Source organism: Bifidobacterium sp. FKU, from assembly GCF_026016385.1.
Classification (GTDB): Bacteria; Actinomycetota; Actinomycetes; order Actinomycetales; family Bifidobacteriaceae; genus Bifidobacterium; species Bifidobacterium infantis.
The window spans coordinates 1,319,792-1,341,361 of sequence record NZ_CP092888.1 but is presented as its reverse complement, the minus strand read 5'-3'; the positions used below and the strand labels follow the sequence as shown (position 1 = coordinate 1,341,361).

29 protein-coding genes and 1 tRNA gene are annotated in these 21,570 nt (G+C 63.2%); all 30 read left to right on the top strand.

The window, feature by feature from the left end; translation table 11 throughout:
• Positions 1-66 precede the first annotated feature (66 nt).
• Positions 67-432, top strand: a complete 366-nt coding sequence (locus MMB48_RS05975; RefSeq protein ID WP_032744109.1) for a hypothetical protein — start codon at positions 67-69, stop codon at positions 430-432.
• Positions 433-435: 3 nt separating this feature from the next.
• A complete protein-coding gene (locus tag MMB48_RS05970) occupies positions 436-606 on the top strand; it encodes a hypothetical protein (protein ID WP_168928615.1) in 171 nt (56 codons plus the stop codon).
• Entirely contained in the window at positions 606-812 is a 207-nt protein-coding gene (locus MMB48_RS05965; RefSeq protein WP_032744111.1) for a hypothetical protein, read from the top strand. The genes MMB48_RS05970 and MMB48_RS05965 overlap by 1 nt, the downstream gene beginning before the upstream one ends.
• Positions 809-1,036, top strand: a complete 228-nt coding sequence (locus tag MMB48_RS05960) for a hypothetical protein (RefSeq protein WP_032744113.1) — start codon at positions 809-811, stop codon at positions 1,034-1,036. Before MMB48_RS05965 ends, MMB48_RS05960 begins: the two co-directional genes overlap by 4 nt.
• Positions 1,037-1,203: 167 nt before the next feature.
• Complete coding sequence (locus tag MMB48_RS05955) at positions 1,204-1,713, top strand: hypothetical protein (RefSeq protein WP_230581215.1); 510 nt, start codon at positions 1,204-1,206, stop codon at positions 1,711-1,713.
• Positions 1,714-1,737: 24 nt separating this feature from the next.
• Entirely contained in the window at positions 1,738-2,490 is a 753-nt protein-coding gene (locus MMB48_RS05950; RefSeq protein ID WP_050496244.1) for a hypothetical protein, read from the top strand.
• A 312-nt stretch (positions 2,491-2,802) separates the two neighbouring features.
• The gene (locus MMB48_RS05945; RefSeq protein ID WP_136527161.1) at positions 2,803-2,997 is read left to right on the top strand and encodes a hypothetical protein; all 195 of its coding nucleotides are present in this window, start codon (positions 2,803-2,805) and stop codon (positions 2,995-2,997) included.
• On the top strand, positions 2,987-3,469 hold the full coding sequence (locus MMB48_RS05940) for a hypothetical protein (RefSeq protein WP_032744118.1): 483 nt from the start codon (positions 2,987-2,989) through the stop codon (positions 3,467-3,469). Before MMB48_RS05945 ends, MMB48_RS05940 begins: the two co-directional genes overlap by 11 nt.
• A gap of 77 nt (positions 3,470-3,546) precedes the next feature.
• Positions 3,547-3,957: an HNH endonuclease gene (locus MMB48_RS05935; protein WP_080714756.1), complete on the top strand. Its 411-nt coding sequence runs from the start codon at positions 3,547-3,549 to the stop codon at positions 3,955-3,957.
• A gap of 115 nt (positions 3,958-4,072) precedes the next feature.
• Positions 4,073-4,477, top strand: coding sequence for a hypothetical protein (locus tag MMB48_RS05930; protein WP_032744119.1), 405 nt, complete (start codon positions 4,073-4,075; stop codon positions 4,475-4,477).
• Positions 4,452-5,894 carry a terminase gene (locus MMB48_RS05925; RefSeq protein ID WP_032744121.1) on the top strand — a complete coding sequence of 481 codons (1,443 nt, stop codon included), beginning with the start codon at positions 4,452-4,454 and terminating at the stop codon, positions 5,892-5,894. The genes MMB48_RS05930 and MMB48_RS05925 overlap by 26 nt, the downstream gene beginning before the upstream one ends.
• Entirely contained in the window at positions 5,891-7,453 is a 1,563-nt protein-coding gene (locus MMB48_RS05920) for a phage portal protein (RefSeq protein WP_230581216.1), read from the top strand. Before MMB48_RS05925 ends, MMB48_RS05920 begins: the two co-directional genes overlap by 4 nt.
• The gene (locus MMB48_RS05915; RefSeq protein WP_230581227.1) at positions 7,432-8,601 is read left to right on the top strand and encodes a hypothetical protein; all 1,170 of its coding nucleotides are present in this window, start codon (positions 7,432-7,434) and stop codon (positions 8,599-8,601) included. The genes MMB48_RS05920 and MMB48_RS05915 overlap by 22 nt, the downstream gene beginning before the upstream one ends.
• Positions 8,602-8,684: 83 nt before the next feature.
• Positions 8,685-8,766, top strand: a tRNA-Tyr gene (locus tag MMB48_RS05910).
• A gap of 69 nt (positions 8,767-8,835) precedes the next feature.
• Complete coding sequence (locus tag MMB48_RS05905; RefSeq protein WP_050496245.1) at positions 8,836-9,366, top strand: heavy metal transporter; 531 nt, start codon at positions 8,836-8,838, stop codon at positions 9,364-9,366.
• Between the two features lie 30 nt (positions 9,367-9,396).
• Entirely contained in the window at positions 9,397-10,293 is an 897-nt protein-coding gene (locus tag MMB48_RS05900; protein ID WP_032744123.1) for a phage major capsid protein, read from the top strand.
• Entirely contained in the window at positions 10,293-10,628 is a 336-nt protein-coding gene (locus tag MMB48_RS05895) for a head fiber protein (protein WP_208430661.1), read from the top strand. The genes MMB48_RS05900 and MMB48_RS05895 overlap by 1 nt, the downstream gene beginning before the upstream one ends.
• Before the next feature lie 11 nt (positions 10,629-10,639).
• A complete protein-coding gene (locus MMB48_RS05890) occupies positions 10,640-11,053 on the top strand; it encodes a Gp19/Gp15/Gp42 family protein (protein ID WP_032744125.1) in 414 nt (137 codons plus the stop codon).
• Entirely contained in the window at positions 11,053-11,376 is a 324-nt protein-coding gene (locus tag MMB48_RS05885; RefSeq protein WP_032744127.1) for a hypothetical protein, read from the top strand. Before MMB48_RS05890 ends, MMB48_RS05885 begins: the two co-directional genes overlap by 1 nt.
• A 4-nt stretch (positions 11,377-11,380) precedes the next feature.
• Positions 11,381-11,626, top strand: coding sequence for a hypothetical protein (locus MMB48_RS05880; RefSeq protein WP_032744128.1), 246 nt, complete (start codon positions 11,381-11,383; stop codon positions 11,624-11,626).
• Positions 11,627-11,667: 41 nt separating this feature from the next.
• The gene (locus tag MMB48_RS05875) at positions 11,668-12,021 is read left to right on the top strand and encodes a hypothetical protein (RefSeq protein WP_032744214.1); all 354 of its coding nucleotides are present in this window, start codon (positions 11,668-11,670) and stop codon (positions 12,019-12,021) included.
• Positions 12,022-12,078: 57 nt separating this feature from the next.
• Positions 12,079-12,939 (top strand): Ig domain-containing protein, encoded by an 861-nt coding sequence (locus tag MMB48_RS05870; protein ID WP_208430660.1) that lies wholly within the window; start codon positions 12,079-12,081, stop codon positions 12,937-12,939.
• A 122-nt stretch (positions 12,940-13,061) separates the two neighbouring features.
• A complete protein-coding gene (locus tag MMB48_RS05865; RefSeq protein WP_050496247.1) occupies positions 13,062-13,433 on the top strand; it encodes a hypothetical protein in 372 nt (123 codons plus the stop codon).
• Entirely contained in the window at positions 13,334-13,813 is a 480-nt protein-coding gene (locus tag MMB48_RS05860; protein WP_136527163.1) for a hypothetical protein, read from the top strand. Before MMB48_RS05865 ends, MMB48_RS05860 begins: the two co-directional genes overlap by 100 nt.
• A gap of 48 nt (positions 13,814-13,861) precedes the next feature.
• On the top strand, positions 13,862-16,480 hold the full coding sequence (locus MMB48_RS05855; protein WP_080714757.1) for a tape measure protein: 2,619 nt from the start codon (positions 13,862-13,864) through the stop codon (positions 16,478-16,480).
• A gap of 15 nt (positions 16,481-16,495) precedes the next feature.
• Positions 16,496-17,230 carry a hypothetical protein gene (locus MMB48_RS05850; protein WP_032744129.1) on the top strand — a complete coding sequence of 245 codons (735 nt, stop codon included), beginning with the start codon at positions 16,496-16,498 and terminating at the stop codon, positions 17,228-17,230.
• A gap of 4 nt (positions 17,231-17,234) precedes the next feature.
• The gene (locus MMB48_RS05845; protein ID WP_032744130.1) at positions 17,235-18,365 is read left to right on the top strand and encodes a hypothetical protein; all 1,131 of its coding nucleotides are present in this window, start codon (positions 17,235-17,237) and stop codon (positions 18,363-18,365) included.
• Entirely contained in the window at positions 18,362-19,495 is a 1,134-nt protein-coding gene (locus MMB48_RS05840; RefSeq protein WP_032744131.1) for an SGNH/GDSL hydrolase family protein, read from the top strand. Before MMB48_RS05845 ends, MMB48_RS05840 begins: the two co-directional genes overlap by 4 nt.
• A 25-nt stretch (positions 19,496-19,520) precedes the next feature.
• Positions 19,521-19,886: a hypothetical protein gene (locus MMB48_RS05835; RefSeq protein WP_032744132.1), complete on the top strand. Its 366-nt coding sequence runs from the start codon at positions 19,521-19,523 to the stop codon at positions 19,884-19,886.
• 16 nt (positions 19,887-19,902) lie between these two features.
• Entirely contained in the window at positions 19,903-21,531 is a 1,629-nt protein-coding gene (locus MMB48_RS05830) for a collagen-like protein (RefSeq protein WP_032744133.1), read from the top strand.
• Positions 21,532-21,570: the final 39 nt, after the last annotated feature.

Genomic DNA, 21,570 nt, shown 5'->3' with positions numbered 1-21,570 from the left:
CCCCTCCGGAAAGACCAAAAACACCCCTCAACGACACTAGATTTTCCCAAACCAAAGGAGCCCAAAATGGCACTCACATTCAGAGAGCAAATCGAAGAGACCGCATGGGAACTCGGCAACGGCGAAGGCACAGTGCCCGACCTGCGTCAGCGGTTCGCCGACAATCCCGACACTCCGAACTTCGACCCGGCCAAGGCATTGGAGATGCTGCACATCCTCCAAATCGTCAACTACAAGCAAGTCCCTCAGCATCGAGGCAGACCAGCCCGCAGCCATTTCCTAAAACAATCCGAATACTCGGTGCTCGATTTTGACATTCCGAAGCCAATCCCCCAGGACGAGCGGGAACGACAGACGCGGATTCAGTGGGCCAAGGACTTTCGAACCATCGCCGACTGGCTCGACGCAAACTGTTACACGACGGAGGACTGACTCATGGTCGAACCGATTGACCTCACCCAACAAGCCCTCAACGCATTGGCCTCATCGGGCCTGGGCAACGACAGTCCGGCCGAAGCGTTCGTCATCGGCTACCAAGCCGGCTGGAAGCAGGCAATCGACCTGTGTATTGAAATCGAAACACGACTCAACAAGGAGGAAAACTGATGACCATGCTGCTTGATGAACGATTGCGTGATCTCGCGACGCAGACCCACCTGCTCGAGACGAAGGTGAGTTCTCTCGGCTGGATGGCCGCCGCCGACGTGAAGACGTTGAAATCAATGACCCGCGCCCAGGCGCATCTCATGCTCGCCGAATGCGATCTGCTGGACGCAATCGAAGCGAACGAAAAGGAGGCAACGGAAGAATGATCAACGGGAATCCAACCAATGCCGATTACGTCCGTGTGCTGGAGAAAACCAACCCTTATCTGTTCGAAGGGAAGATTGGCGACCAGTGCGAGCAGGCATTCGCCAACACAGCGTTCGACCCATTGGCTGTCAAGCACGCTTGGGAACGCGGCTATGAGATGGGCGCGCAGGTCATGTCCCGCCGACTCTGGCCGTATCTGACCGACGAGCTCACGCAAGGATGAACCCAATGACTCGCTATGAACATTACGGAATTGAGGGATAGGGGGGGAGACATGAGCGGCAATCTTATCGACCCGCAATCGAGGGGCGTCATGCGATGCTGCAGGAAGAATCAACTCACAAGGATTTCTTGTCAGCTCATCGACCCGCAATCGGGGGGCGTCATGCGATGAGCGGCAAGCAGAAGGCCGGCGAGCGCAAACCCCCATGGCTTCGCGCGTTCATTCCGAAATCAAGTCCTCTCGTGGTCACGGTCTGCGAGGGGTGCGGATTGTACGTGATCGAGGATCGGGAGAGTGTGTGGGAGTCGTGGGATTACGGGTGTGTGGCGGGTGACGACCTGACCGTGGCGATAATCCTCGGCCGCCCGTTGACGCGCGTCACATGGCTGCCATCAGTCGGCTATCCGTTGTTGCGCAGCGTGAGCGGGAGCGCGGGCATCAGGCCGGATGGCCAATACCTCGCCGGGCATACATGCCATTTGGCTCGGGTGAGCGTCAAACCGTTCACGCCGCCGAAAAGAGACCGTCCGCCGGGCAAACCGTGGGGCGGGCCGAGACTGTCGAAACAGGAGATAGCCGAATTCAAACGCATATGGAATATGCCGTATTCGCGGCTCAAATATGAGAAAGCCCCAACCGTGGTCGGCCAGGGCGATGAGATCCAATCATTATTCTAGCCGACCAGCCGGAAGGGGCTCAATGTGAACTGTCAGAACTGCAGGACGATGACCGAAGAGGGGTGTTCGCTGTGCGAGACGTGCGAGATGCGCTTCGCAGGCACATTATTGCGCTTGGCGCGTGATGTCACGCCGTTGCATGACAGCCTCGACGCGACATTGCATCCGGGAGGGCATTCGCCCGTGCGCATCCAGACGGCCATGCCGCCGACACCGATACGACTTGACGTGCTCGATTTGCTGGATCTGCTCGACGCGACGGCGCGTGAACTGTGGCGTTGCCTCGACGGCATCGACGCCTTGGACTGGCGCAAGGATCCGCGCATGGAGGACCTCGAGGCCACGCTCATCGCATGCGCCGGCCATGCACGCCTTGCCACGTTCGCGGACGCGGGATTCTACATGCACGTCATCAACAACCTTGCCCGCAAAGTCGACCTCGCGTTGGATCCTCCCGAGCAGCACAGGGAGATCGGCACGTGCGAACTGTGCGAGACCATGCTCACCGCAGGAACCGCAGACCAGTGGGTCACATGTCCCGTGTGCGGGAGGGAACAGCGAGCGCAGACCGTCAAACTGCGTAGGCTCGAGACGTTGTGTTGGGATGATTCCAAGCGAGGTTCGGCGGCGGAGATAGCCAAGGCGTTCACCGACGCGGGAATCACCGTGCGCAGGGGCACGCTCAACGTGTGGGTCAACCGGGGCAAGCTGTGCAACGGCCCTCAGGGCATCGCCTACTGCGACGTGTACCGGCTCGTGGTCGGAGGTGCAGCTTGACAAAATCGCGACTGTAACCGATGATTGCAGTGGCAGAAGTGTCGAAAAACCCAGTCCGGATGGCTGGGTTTTCGCGTATCTGGCCTTCCTGATTTTGCGTGGCGTCTCCTTTTCGGTTGGCGCTGACGGCGACGCCACGCATCGCAATCGTTCTATGATTGGCTTATGCCAACCGAAGACAGCAAGCAAAACATTCATACGTCGGGATTGTTTGAACCGGGCGCTGATCATTCCGACCGCGTACTCGCGATGCTGCAATCCCGATGGTCGGGCGACCATAAATGCCCCATCTGCGGATGCGAGGACTGGCGAGTGCAGTCCGAATTCGAAATCGAGTCCGGGCGTGTTCGCGGGGGAAACGGCGATGAGACCTTCATATCGCTTCCTCTGGTTCCCGTCATGTGCGGGCACTGCGGATACACGTTTTTCATGAACTCGATGCGCATGACGGTCGCCAATCTCGTCACCGTCGAGGATTCCGATACGGATGGCGAGCATGGCCGCTGAAAAGAAACCCGTGATCCGCCGAGACGTCGAATCGGGTATCGCCCTGCATAAGACGTCACGAGACGAACGGACGGTGGAAATCATGTTCAAGGAGATCGATTCGATTGAACGGCGCGTCAGCGCACTGCATCTGATGCCGCCGTGGTGCGACACCGTATTGGGTGCTGCGTTGGGACTTGTAGTCTCCGCGGTTTTCGGATTGTTCGCGGTTAATGATGGAACGCCGGAATGGGTTCTCATCGGGACATGGGTGCTATTGTTCGTGGGAATCGTATCGGCGATACTGTGCCTGATTTTTAAGCGTAGTATGTCCGATGTCGAAAAATCCCAGAAGAGCCAAATCATCGAGGACATGGAACGATGGAAGGGCGATAAGGATGCCTCTGTGACGGGCAAGGAATTCGTTGATTCACTCATGAAGGAGTACGGCGACGCCAAGGTGTCCGATCTCCAGCGGATTCTGCGCCACTGAGCCTTAGCCAGCCGCTTGCCTCGGGGCGTTTTGCGAAGAGCCCATGCCCCTTCGGATTCAGTCGGGGGAGGTGCCTCATGTCTTCCACCCGCAGCGGCAACCCGCGCAGGGGCAAAGGCTATGCGTATCGGCGCGACCAGCTGTGCCGGCGCGTGTACGCCTATTACGACACCTGTTACATCTGCGGCCGGCCGGTGGACAAATCCCTGCCATGGCCCGACCCGTGGTGCAAGACCGTGGACGAGACCATACCGGTGGCGCGCGGCGGCAGCCCGCTGGACTGGGGCAACGTGGGCCTGGCGCACAACTGGTGCAACCGGGTCAAGGGCACGCGCACACTCGCATGGGCGCGCGCCGAAGTCGCGCGACTGCTCGACCCCAACCGCACGACGGCGACGGCATCGACGACAACGACAAGCGAAGAATCAGCATCGTCGAACCATCTTGCGGCCACGTCGATGCCGTTGACGACCAGCGGCGACTGGTAGACCCCACGGGAGGGGACCCGTCCCGGCCGTCAGACCCGACCCTCGGGGGCAGTCGGGATATCTCCCCGGTCGAAAGCATAAGGCTGAATCCGATAACACTGAAACGGGGTGAGACATGAAATGCGAGCAGTGCGGCGCGGAATTCCAGTCCTCAGGCCGCGGCAAGCGTCAGCGTTACTGTTCGAAAAAATGCCGAAACCGCGCCGACTACCTGCGACGCAAGAGCGGCATCCCGTCACCCGATCCGCACCCCATGGCGAAGACAACGCCGGTTATCGACAAAAACGAATTCGACCGCATGATGGATGGCAGCATGGCCGACATACTGCGCCACCAACGCGACGTGCTGCAGAAAGCCATGGACGATCCGGCCACGCGAACCTCCGACCTGCCCGCGCTCAGCCGCCAGATCATCGCCATATGCGAGAAACTGGACTCCTTGTCAGGCGGAGACCTGCTGTTCGACGAAATGGGTGACACCGAGGAGGTTGCCGATGATATCGGAACGTCGATTGTCTGAACTCGCCCGCGAGCTCAAACGGCCCTCCGGCATCACCGGAAGCGATTTCGCAAACATCCAGCGCATCGCCGTCAAAGCAGGCATCCACTACGACCTCTGGCAGCAGGGGCTGCTGTACCTCCTGTTCTCGAAAAGACAGGACGGAAGATATGCGTGCGGCGAAGGCGGCGGCGTAATCAGCATCTGCCGGCAGGTCGGCAAAACATTCACCATCGGCTCGGCCGTGTTCATCCTCTGCCTTATGCGCAGGAACCTCAAAGTCCTATGGACCGCACACCGCACCCGCACTCTGGACGAAACGTTCAACGACATGTGTGACAACCTGGCGAAAAACAGGCTGTTCACCCGCTACGTGGAACGCATCCGCAGGGCAAACGGCCAACAGGAAATCAGATTCACCAACGGCTCCCGCATCATGTTCGGAGCCCGCGAACAGGGATTCGGACGAGGCTTCGCCGGCGTCGGACTCGAAGTATTCGACGAGGCGCAGATCCTGACGGTCAAAGCCCTGGATGACATGATTCCCGCAACCAACGCCGCACACAACCCCCTGATCATCTTCATGGGCACACCCCCGAAACCCGGCGACCCATGCGAAGCGTTCGCCGAAAAACGCCAACAAGCGCTCGCCGGTACGGATGGCATGGTGTACGTGGAGCTATCCGCCGACCGTGACGCCGACCCCAATGACCGCGAACAGTGGGCGAAGGCCAACCCGAGCTACCCAAAACGCACCAGCGAGGCCGCAATACTGCGCATGCGCAACCTACTAGGCGCCGACTCGTTCCGCCGTGAAGGCTTGGGCATCTGGGACGAAACCGCCTCACACCGTGCCATCGACCCCCAGCAATGGGCGAAAGCCACCACGGACTCGCCAAACCTCAACGGACTGATCGGCTACGCGCTCGACATGAAACCCGACCGCAGGTCGCTGGCCATCGGCGGAGCCGTCAACCACAGGGACGGCACCGCGCACATCGAACTGCGCCGCTTCGAGGCCACCCAATCCAAAGGCACCCAATGGGCGGTCGACTACATCGCCGACCACTGGCCGCGCACCGCGAGCGTGGTCATCGACTCGCAATCACCCGCCATGAGCCTGCTGGCCGACCTCAAGGCCCGGCACGTGAAAGTCATCGTCACCAACTACAGCGACATGGGCCGCGCCTGCGGCAAATTCCTAGACATGCTCAGAGACGGCAAACTCACCCACCTGCCGGACGACAAGGCACCGGCGCTCGCCACGGCCGTGGCCAACGCCACCACACGCAGCATCGGCAAATCCGGCGCCGTCGGATGGAACCCGATGGGCAGCGACATCGACATAAGCCCCCTGGTGGCCTGCACGCTCGCCCTCTACGGCACCACCATAACCAAACGAGACCCGGACCGAGTACAGGAGGTCATGATCGGATGAACGAACAATCCATCAGCTTCGGCAACCCCTACCTGTCCACCGGCTCATCGTTCATGACACACATCGCCAACGTGCCCGACGACGACATGACGGACATCATCCGCCTACTGGAGCTCTGGCGCGCCAAATACCCGCGCAACCTGCTGCGCTCCGCGTTCTACGACGCCAAACAACGCTTCAACAACCTCGGCATCAGCATCCCGAACATCGTCGCCCAGAAAGCCGGCGTCGTGGTCGGCTGGCCACAGAAAAGCGTGAGAGCGCTCGCCGACAAGAGCGTGTTCGAGGGATTCGAGACCGCCACGGGGGCCGACAACCACGGCATCGACGAGATCATGCGCATGAACGAGCTCGAAACCGACATGAGCGAGGCCGTCATCAGCTGCTACAAGCACTCCTGCAGCTTCCTGACCATCGACTACGACCCCGCCGACAACGACCGGATCCTCATCACCCCGCGCTCGGCCGACTGGTCGGCGGCCCTGTGGGACAACGGACGGCGACGCATCAAGGCCGCGCTGACCATCACCGACAGCGACAAATGGGGCAACATCACCGCGTTCAACGCATGGCTGCCCGGCCGCAACTACGCCTGCATGAAAACCGGATACGGGTGGACTGCGGAACCCCAATACAACCGGCTCGACCGCGTGGCCGTGGTGCCCATCGTCTACGACAAGCAGATGGACCGCCCCTTCGGCCGCTCACGCATCAACCGGGCCCTCATGAACCTGACCGACATGGCCATGCGCACCATGGTCCGCATGGAAGCGTCCGCCGAATTCTACTCGGTGCCCAAAATCTGGTTCCTCGGCCTGAGCCGCGAATCCTTCCAACAGGACACGTGGAGCGCGCTCGTCAGCAGCATCAACGCGATCAGCCGCGACATCAACGGCGACATACCCGAACTCAAACAGGTCTCCCAGGCATCGATGCAACCCCACGGTGACATGCTCGAAACCATCGCCATGCTCGCCTCGGCCGAAACCGACATCCCGCCCGAACAACTCGGCATCCGACTGGCCAACCCCACCAGCGCCGAAGCGCTCGCCGCGGCCGAGAACCAGCTGACGCGCACCGCGAACCGGCAGAACCGCATGTTCTCCCGCCAGCTGCTCAACGCCATGGGCATGGCCGTCCAACTGCGCGACAACAGCCCGCAGCCGCCAGACCTGACCGGCATCCGCCCCCTGTGGGCCCCGACCCGCGAGGTGAGTGACGCCGCGAGAGCCGACTACTACACGAAGGTCGCCGGCGTGAACGGCGACTGGGCGGATTCCGACGTGGGACTGGCCAAGCTTAGGTCTCACGGCCGGCGAGCTCCAGTCGTTCCGCGCCTACCAGCAGCGGATGAAGGCCCAACGGAACATCGACCAGCTCAGACAGCAGCGGATGAACCCGCAGGACACGGAGGCAGCCGATGGCAGCGAATCCGAAGGCCCCGCCGGAACTGCAACGGCTGCTGGACAAGGCATACAGGGACTACCAGACCGACCTTGACAACCTCAGGGAGAGCGCGGCCGACGTCATCGAGAACATGGTCGAACGCGACCCCCTGAACGTCAAGGACGCGATCCGCGACTTCTCCCGAGACGCCTCCCAGCTGGCGAACGAATACTACGACACCGTGCGCGGCCTGTGGAGCGAATACGCGGGCGTCCGGCTCGACGACTTCGACCACACGCGGCTCATCGACCCCGACCGCGCCCTCTGGCAGGTGCAGGGCGGCTTCAACAACACCGACTACGCCGGCCTGACCTACACGCAGGTCAAGAACGGGCAGTCGCGCGCGGGAGCCACGATCGACGACCTGTGGCCCGATCTGGGCAACCCAGATGACGCGATGCAGTTCGTCGCCGACATGGTCAACGCCTCCGCACGCCTGACCACCCAACGCAACATGCGCATCGACCCGTCGAAACCACGATGGGCAAGAGTGCCGCGCGGAGCAAGGACATGCGCATTCTGCACCATGCTCGCCTCACGGGGCTTCACCTACCTGAGCGAGGACTCGGCAGGCCTGGAGATGCAATACCACCGGGACTGCGACTGCCAGATCGTCCCCAGCTGGGGACGCCAGACACTCGCCGGATACAACCCCGAACGGCTCACCGCCATGTGGCAGGAAGCCAGCAAGGAAGGCGGCGACTACCGGGAGAAGCTCAAGCGCATGCGCCGGGACAATCCCATGGCGTTCACGGACGGCGTTTACCCGACGCCGACCATGCCGTGGGAGCAGTCCGTCAGACTCCTGTCAATGAAGGGAGAGCCAAAAGGCACTGCGGAATCCTGGTACCGGCGCCAGCTCGCCGTCGGCGTCGACCCGAGCAGGGAAATCCTCGAACGGCACGAGATCGTGTTCCTCGAGAAGTTCCAGAAGCTGGGCGAGGAATACGAGTGGATACCGAAAAGCCATGATGGCAAGCCCAGCAACGACTTCCACTGGCTGAGCCACGAATGCGACGCCGAACTGAAATCACCAGCAAGCCTGAAATACAGGAACGTGGCCCAACGCATCAACGACGCCGTCGTCGGCGGCGTCGAACAGGGCGTTGTCAAGGACGTGTTCGTACTGGACTTCGGAAGCACGAAACTGCCCGACAAGTTCGTCAACCAACTGTCGCTGTACAACGCCCGTCATGAATCCCACATCAAAGAGCTGTGGGTGTTCGACTCGGAAGGATTCCACCAAATCGTATTGAAATAGAAGAACGGGGATAACCCCCCGGATTATGTGCCGGTCTCAAGAGCCGGTTACGTGGGATCCCCGTTACCTCGATTCTACCATACGGCGGGTTGCCGGAGAGGCCGATCGGGGCCGACTGTAAATCGGCTGCATCACGCCACGCAGGTTCGAATCCTGCACCCGCCACTCCACACCACCCGCACGGGTGGTTTTTACGCCCGGAACGGGCCCCATCAACCACAAAGGAGAACCATCATGCACGACATGCCGCACTGGCACCGATTCCGCAACAACCTTCGTCTCATCGATTCCGGCGCAGGCGAAGGCGGCTCCGGCGACCCCGCAACGGGAGACCCGGCCGACCCCGGCGAGGACATCGACTGGAAGGCGAAGTTCGAGGAGCAGCGCGCCCACTCGCGCAAATGGGAGCAGCGCGCCAAGGACAACAGCAAGGCCGCCGAGGAACTGCAACAGTTCAAGGACTCGCAGCTGTCCGAAGCCGAGAAGGCCGCCAAGCGCATCAAGGAACTCGAAGCCGCCAACGCCGCCTACGAGGCGGAACGACAGCAGAACGAGTGGAAGGCGCAGGTCTCCAAGGAGACCGGCGTGCCCGCCTCGCTGCTGCACGGCGACACGCTCGAGGCCATGACCGCGAACGCGAAGGCCATCGACCAGTACGCACACCCCAAGCCCAAGGGCATGCCCCACCAGGGCAAGACCCCCGACGGCAAGGCCGCCGGCGCCGACGAACGCGCATGGGCCGACGACCTGTTCTCCAACCTCTAAACGCAATCATCCCCAGAAAGGAACAACATCATGGCAATGGACACCAGCAAACTCCACCTGCCCAAGACCGTCGCCACGGCCGTCGTCAACAAGGTCAAGGAGACATCGACCATCGCGGCCCTGTCCCCGAGCAGCCCGCAGATCTTCACCGACAAGGAATACATGATCTTCAACGGCGCCGCCGAGGCCGACGTGACCGCCGAAGGCCAGGCCAAGAGCTCCTACGAGCAAGACCTGAACTACGTGAGCGGCAAGACGTTCAAGGTGCAGACCACCACCCGCGTCACCAGCGAGCTCAAATGGGCCGACGAGGACAACCGCTTCCAGATCATCCAGTCCATCCAGGCCGACCAGGCCGAGGCCATCGGCCGCGCCCTCGACTACGTCGTCTACCACGCCGTCAACCCCAAGACCGGCGGGCCGCTCACCGGCTTCAACGCGCTCACGGCCAGAGCCATGCAGGTCACCGCCGGAGACGACGACATCACCAACGTCGACAACCTGGCCGACCAGCTCAACGAGACCTACGACATCAACGGCATCGCCATCAGCCGCACGTGGGCCTCCCGTCTGCGCAAGATCCGCGTACCCGCCACCGGCATGCGCTATTACCCGGAGATCCCGCTCAACCTGCAGGTCGGCACCCTCGACGGCATCAAGGCCGCCACCAGCGCCACCGTCAACGGGGCCAAGGCCAAGACACCCACCCACGTGCTCGCCATCATGGGCGATTTCAGCCTCATCAAATGGGGCATGGTGCGCGACATCACGTCCGAGATCATCCCCTACGGCGACCCCGACCAGACCGGCGTCGACCTCAAGGCCCACAACCAGATCGCCTACCGCACCGAGGCCATGTTCTCCTACGCGGTCGTCGAACCCAAGGCGTTCGCCGTGCTCAAGTCCTCCACGGAAGCGGGTGACTGATGAGCGCGTTCACCCAGGACTTCATCATCCAGCCGGCAGGCAGGAAGAAACACAAGACCGGTGCCATGGACGTGCCGGCACGCCTGTGGAACCCCGACGGCACGCCGTTCACCGGCGGCTCCGCCTATACGCTGCCCGCCGCCACCACCGCGGCGCTGGGAGGCGTGAAGAAAGGCGCGGCCGTCGCCGCCGTGTCCGCGGCCGATGCGGCGGCGGCCGCCGGCGATACGCCGACCAAGGCCGAATTCGACGCCGTGGTAGCCGAACTGAACGAGACGAAGAAGCAGCTCAACGCCGCGCTCGCCTCGCTCAAGGCAGCCGGCGTCATCGGATAAGGAGGCCCGTCATGGCCGATGAGCCCGTGCCGTTCGCCACGCACGAGGATCTGGAGAAACGCTGGCATACGCTCACGCCCGACGAACAGGCGCAGGCGGACGAGCTGCTGCTCGATGCGAGCGAGAGCATCCGCAACCACGTGTCCGTCTACCCCGAGACCCATGAGGATTCGTGGTGGACGGCGCACCAGCGCGGACTCGAGATCGTGTGCTGCCAGATGGTGCGCACCGCCATGGAGCAGCAGGTGTCCGGCGTGCCCACGGGAGTCACGCAGAACACCGAGACCACCGGCCCCTTCTCCAACTCCTACTCGTGGGCTTCGCCGGACGGCTACCTGCGATGGAACAACGACTACCTCACAGTGCTCGGCTTGGGTGGCCAGCGGGCCTACAGCATCGACATGGCATCCGGGGAGGTGGTCTGATGGAACGCATCGACGTTTGGCGCGGCGAGCCCGGACTCGACGCCGACGGCAACACCGTGCAGGGCCCGCTGGAACTCATCACAAGCTTCAGCGGGCTCGTCGCCCCGGTGAACACGCCGGAAACGGCTTCGGAGGAATCATCGGGCGTGACCTTCGACCACACCATCTACATCCGCTCCACGGAACCCACCGGCATCCTCGACACCGACCTGATCGGCGTCAGGGGCCGCAGGGTGCCCGTCGACGGAGCGGTATGCGAATGGCGGCGCAAGGACGGCACGCATGTCGGCGACGTCGTCAACGTGAAACTCAAGGAGGGCTGACATCATGGCAAGAAAAGTCAGGGTCGTGCTCAACCGCAAGGCGTTCGACCGGCAGATCCTGCACGAACTGCCCGCACCCGTATTGGACGACGTGCAGAAGCAGATGGAGGGCATGGCCCGGATCGACCCCGCCGTCACCGTGTACCGCAACGACGACAGGGAACGAGGCAACGTGGTCGCCACCGCTCCCGCGGCGTTCGAACAGGCGCACGGCGTATTGAGCCAGATGCTGGGCAAGGTGGTCGTATGAGCGTCACCACTCCCCGCACCCTTCCAAGACGGGTGGAGCCCGTGCTCCTGCCCCTGCTGCGCGAGGAGTTCCCCGATGTCGTGTTCTCCAGCATCCGATCGCGCGACAATCCGCCGCGCGAATGCGTGATCATAGGCGAACCAGGCCAGAAAGCCACGCCGGTCAGCCAGTACGTGCGCCTGCGCGTATCCGTGTGGGTGCGCCGCGACGACGGGGCCGGCGACATCGACGCCGCGCAGAAACTGGCGGCGGGCATCGAATCCTATCTGACCGGCCCGCACCCGCCACGGCCGGTCGTCACCATCGGCCACGAATCCGGGCCGATGCGCATGACGGACGAGAACGGGTGCCTCATGGCGTACCTCGTGCTCCTGCTCACCGTCGAAACCAACTAACCGTCTCCGGGCACGCCGCCACATGCCCCGGCACAACTCATTGAAAGGCATATGGCAATGGCAACGGACACTGCATACATCACCAGCGGCAACAACGCGCAGCTGGTCAAACTCATCAAGGACTACGCGCTGTTCCTCTGGAAGCTCAAGGACCCGGACCTGCCGGGCATGCCGGAATCCGAGAACTGGACGCCGCCTGCCAGCAAGCTGCCGGTCGGCTACAACAGCGAGGACGGCGCCGTGCTCCACCCCGAGCCCGGCGACGACACCGAGATCAAGGCCCACAACGGCGACATCGTGGTCTCCGAACAGGAACCCGGCTACTGGACGCTGCAGATCCCCGGCATCGAATGCAAGAAGGACATCGCCGAAGCGTACTTCGGCGTCGAGGCCGACGACAAGGGCGCGTTCCACGTCAAGGACGCGGCCACGAACATCGAATACATGGCCGTGCTCGCATGCCTCGACCAGTACGGCAACCCCATCGTCCTGCCCATCGGCCGCTGCAAGGTAAGCGACCGAGACGACATGACCCTCGTGAGCACGGAGGTCGTGACCTTCAACGTCACGTTCAAGATGTTCAAGGCCGCCGACGGCTACATGTTCCACGTATACGGTCTGCTCGCCGCAGAAAGGGCCGGGCTCGCCGCAAGCATCGAATCCGTGGCGGCCAACCCGGCCGCCCTGAGCGTCGCCGCGGGCAAGACCGCCACGTTCGCAGTCACGGTCAAACCCGACAACGCCGCCGGCTGGAAGCTCGCCGCCGCAAGCGGCGACACGTCTAAGGCCACCGCCACGGCATCCGGCGCCACGGTCACCGTCACCGGGGTCGCGGCCACCGAAACCGGCAAACCCGTCACCGTGACCGCCACGGCCGGCGGCAAAAGCGTCAGCGTGCCGGTCACCGTCACCGCCTGACCTTTCCCGGGCCCCATAAGGAGCCCCCTGATTCTTCCCGCGTCGCAGGATGGCGGTCTTGGCGGCGCGGGAACCCCACACATCCAAGACCGCCCAAACCCACAGAACAAAAGGAGACCGCCATGACAGACTACGCGAAGGTCGAAACCCCCGTCATCGAAGACGAACCATTGGAGGACGTGCACCTCGACGTGCTCGGAATCAAACTCGACCTGCCCAACCTCAACTCCGCCGACCTGCCCATCGACCTGGTCAACGTGATCCTCCTGATCAAAAGCCACACCACGCTCAGCGAGGAACAATCCAGCTACGCGATGAGCGCGTTCCTCGCCTACTTCCAGCAACTACGCCCCGACTACTGGAACGCGCTGCGCAAGACAGGCAACGGGATCGCATGGCTGACCGCGACCGTACGCACCTGGGCCGAACAATCGGGACTGGACCCAAAAGCGCTTGCCTTATCATCCTCTGGCAAAACCACCGCGAAGCATTAGAGGCCGACTGGCTGCACCGCTACCACACCACATGGCAGCCCATCCGCCTCGACACATGGCTCAACGCGCCCAAAGGCCACAAGCCCAAAGCCAGCCTGAGCCTGGACAAGGCATGGAAACTCACCCGCCAGATCCTACGAGACCACACCAGCAACTCGTACGCCGCCCTGGCCGGATGGTCATACACGCCAACCGGCGAGGAAATAGCCATGTGGGACCGGCTCGAACTCGAAGGCCGGCTCAAACGCCGCGGCTGGCGGCCATGGACAGACAAACGAGCCGACCAATTCGGCGCAACCCGCCAACAAACCCCGGCAGAACGCGCGCAACGCATGCGCCGCCGCCACCAACTCAACCAACGATTCCACATCACCGAATAATTCCGACCGCCATCGGGACCACACCCAACCACACAGGGAGCAGTCTCGATGGCCAAGGAAAACAACATCGGCACCGTATACATCCAGGTCTCACCATCCGGCAAGGACTTCGGCAAAAAACTCGAAGGAGACCTCAACACCGCCGTCGAAAACGCCGGCAAAAAAGGCAGCAACAGCATCCTGACCAAACTTGGCGGCGCATTCGGCAAAATCGGCAAACTCGGCCTCGGCGCCATAGGCACCATCGCCGGAGGCGTCACCGCACTCGCCGCCAAAGGCGGATTCGAACGCGCCCTCAACATCGAGAACGCGCAGGCCAAACTCAAAGGCCTCGGCCACGACAGCGCCAGCATCACCGAAATCATGAACAACGCGCTCGCCTCGGTCAAGGGCACCGCGTTCGGCCTGGGCGACGCCGCCACCGTGGCCGCGAGCCTGTCCGCCGCCGGCATCGCCGGCGGCCAGCAGATGACCAACGTGCTCAAGACCGTGGCCGACACCGCGCAGATCAGCGGACGCTCGCTGACCGACATCGGCACCATATTCGGCTCCGTGGCCGCACGAGGCAAGCTGCAGGGCGACGACATGCTCCAACTCATGAGCTCGGGCGTGCCCGTGCTCCAACTGCTCGCCAAACACCTGAACACCACCTCCGAGGAAGTCTCCGACATGGTGTCCAAGGGCAAGATCGACTTCAACACGTTCGCCACGGCCATGCAGGAAGGACTCGGAGGAGCCGCCCTCGCCGCCGGCGACACGTTCCAAGGCGCATTGGCCAACGTCAAGGCCGCGCTCGGCCGACTGGGCGAAGGCCCCGGCAAGATCGCGCTCGAATCACTGCGCAAACTGTTCAACGCAGCCATCCCCGCCGTCGACGCCCTGAGCACACAACTCACCCCGCTCGTCGACAAGCTCAACGACCAACTCAGCCCCTACATCGACAAAGCCGTGAAACTCATCGAACGATTCTCCACGGGCCTCGCCGACGGCAGCATCACCATCCAGGACATCGCCAGCCAGATCGGCCAACTCGCCGGCGCGTTCACCCTGTTCACAGGCATCGGCGGCAACATCGACAAGATCACCGGCGTTTTTGACCTGCTCGGCAAAAGCGGCGACAAAGGAATCAAAACCCTCACCGGCAAGATGACGGCACTGCCCGGCCAGCTCAAAAAAGGATTCACGGCCTTCACGATGGACGCGAAGACCATCGCCAAAGACATCGCCTTCCCGTTCCAGCTCGCCGGCGAGAAAATCGCCAACAGCGGACTCGGAGAAAAAGTCTCGGCACTCGGCACCCAACTGTCATCCAAAATCGGAGCCATCACCGCGCCGGTCAAGACCAAACTCACCTCCGCGTTCTCCGGCATCGCGTCCGGCTTCGAGAACAACCCAATCGTCACATCGCTCCAATCATTCGGCGACGGACTCGGCAAGCTCGCCTCCGACGTGGCCGGCAAGGCCAAGGCCGCACTGGGACCCATCGGCGACGCGTTCTCCGGCATCGCGTCCGTGGTCGGCCCCAGACTCCAATCAGGGCTCGGTGCCATCGGCTCGATATTCGGCAGATTCTTCAGTCCGGGCAACTTCATCAAATACATGGGCATCGCCGGCATCATCGCCGCACTGATAGCGGGACTCGGTTTGCTGGATCAGAGCATGCAGGGGCAGCTGTTCGCGATGATCGGCCAGCTGTCCGCGAAACTGCCGGGCATGCTGCAGCAGCTGAACATGCAGATCACCGCCAACCTGCCGGCCATGATCGCGCAGGGAGCCGCGATCCTCGCCGCGCTGATGAACACCATCGCCACGAACGCGCCACAACTGATCGGCACGGCCGTGCTCATCGTCACCACGCTGGTCAACGGGCTCGCCGCCCAACTGCCCACGCTCATCCCCGCCGCCATCGGCATGATCACGGCTCTCGTGTCCGGTCTGGCATCCAACGTCGGCCAGCTGCTCAACAGCGGCATGAACCTGCTGCTCGGCCTCGTGCAGGGCATCGTGAACGCATTGCCGCAGCTGATCGCGCAGGCCCCGACCATCATCGGCAACCTCGCAAGCTCGATAGCCGCGAACCTGCCGCAGATACTCGCCGCCGGCGTGCAGATCCTCGTCACCCTCGCCAACGGGCTCGCCAGCGCGATACCCCAGCTCATCGGCCAGATACCCGCCATCGTGTCCAGCCTGTGGAAAGCGTTCACTTCCGTGGACTGGGGCGAGGTCGGCCTGAACATCATCACCGGCATCGCGGGCGGCATCGCCTCCGCCGCCGGCCGGCTGTTCGACGCCGCCAAGAACGCCGTGTCCGGGGCGTTGGAAAGCGTCAAAAGCTTCCTCGGCATCCACTCGCCAAGCCGCGTGTTCAGGGATCAGGTCGGCATCATGATGGGCCGGGGCATCGCCGAAGGCATCGATGACAGCCAGGCCTACGTCGACCGCGCGTTTGACGACATCGTGGCCGGACTGAAACTCGACGGATTCACGCTCACACCACCCACGGTGGCTGACTACGCGCCCAAGGGCGTACTCCAGCCGACTGCAAACACCGACCGGTCAAGGAACACCAACGTTCAGGTCGATATCGACGCACGCGGATCCGATCCCGAAGTCCTGTTCGCCATGGCTGGCGCCCGGTTGGAAGCGGCATCAAGCCAATGGGGGTAAACGCAAGGAGTAATCATGCGCATACAACTCATATCCGAGAATGACGCGATCGTTCTCACGGATAACAGGCTCGACAACCGGGCGAATGCATGGATCACCCTCAATGGCATCGACGGACTGTTTGGCACGCCCAAACCACGGGAAACCGGCATCCCGATACCTCAACAGGACGGATCATATTGGCCCAGCCGTCTCACCGGCGAATCTCGAACCGTCACCATCAAATGCGCGATGGCCCGCTTCTCGACCGTGGCCGCGGCGCAGTTCCGCGACAGGATATGCGCGTTCGCCTATCAGCCGGTCACCCTGCTTGTGGAGGATACGCTCGGAGCGCGTACCCTGACCGGCTGGCTTGCCGATGATCCCGCACCAAGCATGCTGCTCAGTCTCCGCGCGTTCACTTTCACGCTCATCATCTACTGTCCAGACCCGTTGAAATACGGGCAGCCGGTCACCTACACGGCATCCGGCGGCGTGATCCGCTGCCAGAACCCCGGCACGGCGGCCACATGGCCAAACGTGAGGATATCGGGGCATGCGACCTCGCTGACGTTGTGGTATGCCGGGCATCGCGTGCAATGGCAGGGCGACGCGCAGAATCTGGCATTGGATTTCCGGGACATGATACCCAGCGCGGGCATTGTCACCTATGACGACGCATTCCAGATCCCGCCGGGCGGCGCCGTCGTATCGGCCGTCGTCGTCGGCGGGGGAGCGGCGTCGATGATCGTACGACCGGCATGGAGGTGACCTCATGGCATCACAGCTCGCCCCGTTGACGGTACACGTGTACGAGCCGGTCACCGGCCGGCACCTCTACCGACTGCCCTACACGGCCGCCGACTGGACGGAATCATTGAACCAGCCCGGATCCATGAACGTGACCGTCGACTACACGCGGACCGCCGCCAGACTCGGACTGTTCGAATCCCTGCGCTGCTGGAAGGCGCTGATCGCGTTGCAACGCGCCACCAACGGCGGTTTCGAAGTGGTGCATGCGGGCCCGTTGACGGACTGGGAGTGGGACGCAGAGAACCGGAGCCTGAAGCTCACTGTGGGCGGCGGCCTGACCCTGCTGACCAAACGACTCGTCATCAACCATGCGCTCAAGGACTCGTGGCGCGACGGGAGCATGCTCCTCGACGAGAAACACCCCGCCGGGGACATGGACCTCACCCTGAAAGGCAGCTACGCGGACATCGCACGCGGATTGACCGCCGAGGCCATGCAATGGGGCGGCCTGCCCATCAGCCTGCCTCCGGTGACCGGTGGCGACAGGACCCGCACCTACTACGCGTGGGATCTGGCCACCTGCGCCGACCGGATCCTCGACCTGACAAGCCTCGAACACGGCATCGAGATACGTTTCGACCCGCGCATCAGACCCGACGGAAGTCTCATATTCGACCTGCATGCCGGAAACGAGCTCATCGATAACACGCACCGGTGGAACGCGGTGATACCCGGCCAGCGCGTCATCCTCTCCTCGGTGGCCGGGGCCGGCGGGTCGATGACCTCGCAGGCGTGGCTCACCGGCGGCAAGGACGGCGACAAGACCCTCATGTGCCGGCGCACCACCGCCCGGCTCACCGACCAGGGTTACCTGTTCTGCCAGTCCGCGGATACCACGCACACCACGGTCAGCGACCTGAGAACATTGCAGGCGCACGCGTTGGGAGACCTCGCCCAGGGCGCGTTCCCCGCGGAAACCTACAAGGTCAAGGTCGGCGAGGAACACCATGTGAAAGTCGGCGACCATGCCGACCTGCGCGTCGAGGACGACCACCTCGGCTCCCGGCTGCTCAGACTGAAGATCACCGACCTGAGCGGCTCCGCGGACAGCGACTGGCTCACCCTGCAGGCCCAGGAAAGGAACGACACGTGAGCGGAATCAACCAGACCCGCGCCATACCGGCGGGAACGCACGCCGTATGGTGCGGCGACAGCGTCACCCTAGGCACCGGTGCCAGCACGGCGGCGAAACGGTACAGCACGCTGGCCAGCGGCGAACTGAACCTGACCGAACACAACTACGCGAAAACCGACGCCGGATACCTGGTCGACGGAAACGCCATCAGTATGCAGCTCGACGCTGCGAAAGCCGACACCGGATACGCGCACGGTCAGGTCGGCTACGTGTTCCTGATGACCGGACTGACCGACTCCTACCAGTCGCTGGCCAACATGCGGCAGGCGGTCGCGGACACGATCGGAAAAGCCAAGAGGCTGTTTCCCGCGGCGCGCATCGTCGTGGGCGTCGGCCCCGGCTGCATCCCCGATGCCGCCGATGCCGAAGGAATCGCGAAACAGGGGCATATTCTCACCGCGATCACCCTCGCGGGCACCTCGGCCGACGCGCTCGTCATCCGCAACATGCGCGCCATCTGTGGCTCCGACCCCGACATGCACGCCACCGGCATCAACCCAAACGACGAAGGTATGAGGCTCCTCGCCCAAGCCGTCGTCACGGGCGTCGACGCCGACAAGGGCGAACCGTTGGATACGCCGGTCACCGATCTGACCCGCGTGTACTCGTCGCCGGGCGCCGACTGGGCCTCCCGCCAGGTCAACGCGCAACGCAAACGCGAGGCGTCGAAGAAGGAGGCGAACCGGCCCACCGGCACCGAACTGACCCAACTGACCTCGAAACTCGACGAACTCACCCAGGCACAGGGCCTGCAGCAGGTCATACTGCAGCAGCAACAGGAACAGATCGGCGAGCAGCAACGGCAGCTTGCCGAACAGCAGAAGCAACTCGAACGGCAGCAGGCCGAACTGAAGACCGCGCAGGAACAGCTCGCCGAACAGCAGAAGACCCTCAAATCCATCGTGGACGATCAGGGCAGCACGGTCAACCAGTTGAAGGCCATCACGAGCGGTCTCGCGGCCACGGACGGCCGCGTCGACCAGATCCAGCACACGCTCTACAAGAACCAGGTGTGGCTCAAGGACCAGTTGTCGAAGCTCGACCAGCGCGTGACCGCATTGGAGAACAAGGGCACGGTCACCGGATGAGCGGATCAGTGAGGGGAGGAAGCATATGAACGGCGTGTACGGCAAACGCGTGGTCCCGCGTGACGTGCGTCTCGTGCGTGGCGACAGCGAGCGTTTGGGCGGCCGTTGGCGCAAGCGGGATCTGTCGACCGGTGAGATAACGCCGGTGGATCTGAGCGCGTGGAGCGGTCGCATCGAACTGCGCAGCCCGGACGGCGTGGAGTTGTGGTATTCGCGGGCGTGCGACGAGATGACGGACGACGGTCATGCGGTGGCGAACATCCCGCCATCGGCGTTCACGGCCGAAATCTGGGAACAACGCCGGTCCGGCCGGTGGAAATGCGTGGTCGTGAGCCCCTCGGGTGCGACCGTGCGCACGGTCGGCTGGGGCTGCTGGATATTAAGCGATTAGACGGAATGGAGTTGTTATGAGCGAGCAGATCGTGGATTTGGTCGAGTCTGTCATGCCCGGGCCAAGAGGCAAGCAAGGACCCGAAGGCCCGCGCGGCCTGCCGGGCGTGAACGCGGTGCCGGCGGACGAGGCGGTGGCCTCGTACCTGTCGGCCGTCGATTCGAGGTCGCATGCGGCCGTGGACGCGCTGCTGCCCGTCCTGCTGCGCGACGTGGTCATACAGCGTGACAACACGAGCCTGATGGTGCCGCGCCGGCGCGTCTACCTCAACTGCACGTTCGACCGGGATTACCCGGAGACCCAGATGTCGTCCGCGGACGACATGGTGTTCGTCAACTGCCGGTTTTTCAAACCCGCGGGCCGTTTGTGGACGATGAACGGGCGCGACGAACGCAAGGGGCTGGCGCGCGCCACGTTCGTCAACTGCGTGTTTTCGGGCGCGTACTCGGGCAACGGCAGCGACTTCCGCAACCACCAGATCGTGTTCGACCAGATGGCCGGACTCGAGTTCCGCAACTGCGAGTTCATGAACATCGGGATCCGCGTGCAGGCGTCCGGGGAGACCGGCAGGCTCATGGGCACGATGGACATGAGCGGCTGCCGGTTCGAGCGCTCCGACTGGGACGTGTACCGGACGCTCGGCGACGAGACCAGCCCGGACTTCAGCCACAAGGAGTACGTGTCGGTGAGATCGAAGTACATGTGCCGCTTCGACTCGTGCGTGTTCGAGGGGCAGGGGTCGCGCTGGGACTCGCTCGACCTGTACAACTGCTGGAGCGCCGTCGTGGCCGGATGCAGGTTCTACGTCGGCGACAAGGCGACGGCCTGCGAGGCGAAGAGTGTCTGGGACGGGAGGGACGGCGGCACGTACGGCAACGAGACCAGCGTGACCGGCGAGCAGGTGCAAGTCACGTTCTCCGACTGCTGGTTCGTCGGCGAGCCGGACGCGCGCAACTGGGTGGCCGTATCCGCGGTGGCGTACAGCCGCAACGGCTATACCGCCGCGTCGGGATCCGGTTACACCGGCAAGCACGTGCACATGGTGCGGTGCAGGCTGTGGGGCCAGAGCGGGAGCATGGTCGAGGCCGCGGACGCGAGCGTGGCCATGCGCGACTGCAGGGTCGACAAAGCCGCGGACGAGCCGAACCGGCTCGTCACCCTGATGGGGGGCTCCCTCGACATGGACGCGCTCGTGCGTCTCGAGGCGTGCGAGGGGACGATCGCGTGGCGGTCGTGGCGGGAGTCGTCGCATACGCGCGTCGAGGCGTACGACAGCGTCCTCTACCTCGTTGTGATCAACGACGCGATCACGCTCAACAACGTCATGTTCGCACGCTGCCGGTTCAACACCGACGGCCGGGTCGCAACCACATCGTACGGCTGCTACTCCGGAGCGGCCGGCACCATCGTTATGCGCGACTGCGCATACACGGGCTTCCGCCTCGCCAAGGGACGGTTGGAGGCCTACGGCTGCCGGATGGACTCCCTGGGCGTATGGGACAGCATGCGCCTCGAACACTGCCACACGAGGGACATCAACACCGGCGCAATCGCCGGCCAGGTCGAATACCGCGACCTGACCTACACGGACGGCACACCCGACAAAACCAAACTCACACCAATCAACATCAAGGCCGTGCAATGACCGCCAGCGAGGGGAAGAAGGCCATGACTTGACCGAGAA

Excerpts from the sequence above, each read along its gene's own strand:
- MMB48_RS05975 (WP_032744109.1), top strand. The coding sequence starts at position 67 with ATGGCACTCACATTCAGAGAGCAAATCGAAGAGACCGCATGGGAACTC.
- MMB48_RS05970 (WP_168928615.1), top strand. The coding sequence starts at position 436 with ATGGTCGAACCGATTGACCTCACCCAACAAGCCCTCAACGCATTGGCC.
- MMB48_RS05965 (WP_032744111.1), top strand. The coding sequence starts at position 606 with ATGACCATGCTGCTTGATGAACGATTGCGTGATCTCGCGACGCAGACC.
- MMB48_RS05960 (WP_032744113.1), top strand. The coding sequence starts at position 809 with ATGATCAACGGGAATCCAACCAATGCCGATTACGTCCGTGTGCTGGAG.
- MMB48_RS05955 (WP_230581215.1), top strand. The coding sequence starts at position 1,204 with ATGAGCGGCAAGCAGAAGGCCGGCGAGCGCAAACCCCCATGGCTTCGC.
- MMB48_RS05940 (WP_032744118.1), top strand. The coding sequence starts at position 2,987 with ATGGCCGCTGAAAAGAAACCCGTGATCCGCCGAGACGTCGAATCGGGT.
- MMB48_RS05935 (WP_080714756.1), top strand. The coding sequence starts at position 3,547 with ATGTCTTCCACCCGCAGCGGCAACCCGCGCAGGGGCAAAGGCTATGCG.
- MMB48_RS05930 (WP_032744119.1), top strand. The coding sequence starts at position 4,073 with ATGAAATGCGAGCAGTGCGGCGCGGAATTCCAGTCCTCAGGCCGCGGC.
- MMB48_RS05925 (WP_032744121.1), top strand. The coding sequence starts at position 4,452 with ATGATATCGGAACGTCGATTGTCTGAACTCGCCCGCGAGCTCAAACGG.
- MMB48_RS05920 (WP_230581216.1), top strand. The coding sequence starts at position 5,891 with ATGAACGAACAATCCATCAGCTTCGGCAACCCCTACCTGTCCACCGGC.
- MMB48_RS05915 (WP_230581227.1), top strand. The coding sequence starts at position 7,432 with ATGGTCGAACGCGACCCCCTGAACGTCAAGGACGCGATCCGCGACTTC.
- MMB48_RS05905 (WP_050496245.1), top strand. The coding sequence starts at position 8,836 with ATGCACGACATGCCGCACTGGCACCGATTCCGCAACAACCTTCGTCTC.
- MMB48_RS05900 (WP_032744123.1), top strand. The coding sequence starts at position 9,397 with ATGGCAATGGACACCAGCAAACTCCACCTGCCCAAGACCGTCGCCACG.
- MMB48_RS05895 (WP_208430661.1), top strand. The coding sequence starts at position 10,293 with ATGAGCGCGTTCACCCAGGACTTCATCATCCAGCCGGCAGGCAGGAAG.
- MMB48_RS05890 (WP_032744125.1), top strand. The coding sequence starts at position 10,640 with ATGGCCGATGAGCCCGTGCCGTTCGCCACGCACGAGGATCTGGAGAAA.
- MMB48_RS05885 (WP_032744127.1), top strand. The coding sequence starts at position 11,053 with ATGGAACGCATCGACGTTTGGCGCGGCGAGCCCGGACTCGACGCCGAC.
- MMB48_RS05880 (WP_032744128.1), top strand. The coding sequence starts at position 11,381 with ATGGCAAGAAAAGTCAGGGTCGTGCTCAACCGCAAGGCGTTCGACCGG.
- MMB48_RS05870 (WP_208430660.1), top strand. The coding sequence starts at position 12,079 with ATGGCAACGGACACTGCATACATCACCAGCGGCAACAACGCGCAGCTG.
- MMB48_RS05865 (WP_050496247.1), top strand. The coding sequence starts at position 13,062 with ATGACAGACTACGCGAAGGTCGAAACCCCCGTCATCGAAGACGAACCA.
- MMB48_RS05860 (WP_136527163.1), top strand. The coding sequence starts at position 13,334 with ATGGCTGACCGCGACCGTACGCACCTGGGCCGAACAATCGGGACTGGA.
- MMB48_RS05855 (WP_080714757.1), top strand. The coding sequence starts at position 13,862 with ATGGCCAAGGAAAACAACATCGGCACCGTATACATCCAGGTCTCACCA.
- MMB48_RS05850 (WP_032744129.1), top strand. The coding sequence starts at position 16,496 with ATGCGCATACAACTCATATCCGAGAATGACGCGATCGTTCTCACGGAT.
- MMB48_RS05845 (WP_032744130.1), top strand. The coding sequence starts at position 17,235 with ATGGCATCACAGCTCGCCCCGTTGACGGTACACGTGTACGAGCCGGTC.
- MMB48_RS05835 (WP_032744132.1), top strand. The coding sequence starts at position 19,521 with ATGAACGGCGTGTACGGCAAACGCGTGGTCCCGCGTGACGTGCGTCTC.
- MMB48_RS05830 (WP_032744133.1), top strand. The coding sequence starts at position 19,903 with ATGAGCGAGCAGATCGTGGATTTGGTCGAGTCTGTCATGCCCGGGCCA.